The organism is Rhizobium sp. PRIMUS64, assembly GCF_023006465.1.
Classification (GTDB): domain Bacteria; phylum Pseudomonadota; class Alphaproteobacteria; order Rhizobiales; family Rhizobiaceae; genus Rhizobium; species Rhizobium leguminosarum.
The window spans coordinates 1-1066 of the sequence record NZ_JALBGX010000299.1; the positions used below are offsets into that span (position 1 = coordinate 1).

1 protein-coding gene is annotated in these 1066 nt (G+C 61.1%); it reads left to right on the forward strand.

Features of this window, described 5'->3' with window-relative positions:
• On the forward strand, window positions 1-1066 hold a 1066-nt coding region (locus MOV76_RS39205), incomplete at both ends, for a Ulp1 family isopeptidase (RefSeq protein ID WP_245421421.1).

The following is a 1066-nucleotide window of genomic DNA, read 5'->3' on the forward strand; positions in this document are numbered from 1 at the left end:
CACGTGCCGAGTTCAGATCAACTTCGCCGCTGCAGCAGGTTGATCCATCGATCGAAGGCCGCAGCGGATTGTCGCTCGACCATACCGAATGGCTGGGCGACCAGCATATCCAGACGGATTATGAGCTGCTAATGCAGGACTTGCAGCGAAACGATCCGGATCTCGCCGCCAGGACGCGGCTTATCGATCCCCTGATAGCCCATTATCATCTGCGCCTGGGCGATGAGAGGACCGCGCTGAGCGCTTTCCAGCGCATCGTTAATGATCAGAATGGAAGAGATACAGCCGACTTCCTGTTCCTTCCAGTGAGCGATGCCAGTGCTTCGGATCCTGATCACCGGGGCACCCATTGGTCGCTGCTACTCGTTGACCGTCGCAACCGCGAGGGGCCGGCTGCCTATCACTATGACTCCTTCCGGGGCCAGAACAACGAGTTTGCAGCAATGCTCGCACAAAGGTTGGGTACCCGTCTGGAGCCCGTCCGCATGACCCAACAGCGCAACGACTATGATTGCGGAGTCTTCGTGGTTGACGGCACGCGGGCGCTCGTTAGACGACTGGCGCGAAGAGGCCGGCCAGCCGTGCTGCACCTCGACAACCTCGTCGCCGATCGGGAGCAACTCCAACGACGTCTGAGCACCGCGCCCAACGGTGATCGAGCGGGGGCTGCGGCGGCTGGACCGGAGTCCTCCACACAGATCGCCGATCCCGCAGAGTTTTGGCATGGAGTGACTCAATCAGGCCAGCTTCCCGATAGCTGGAATACAGCGCCCTTCCGGCAGGATTTGCCGTCAGCCGCCTATTCACCGGTGCAAAGCGTCAATCCGCCAGACGCACCATGGGAGCAAAGCTTGGGGGCATCGATCTTCGGCACCCCACAGTACACGCTGCCTGTGGACGACTTGGGAGAAGCTGTCCCTCCGAGCTGGCAACACCGCAATCAACCGGCACCGGCTGGCCTTCGGCTTGCAATGTCCTGGCTTGAGTTGCTGCCGAGCGCGGACAACCCCCAGACCAGCATCACTATCCATGGTGTGCCCTACACGGCCACTCTGGGGCCATCAGG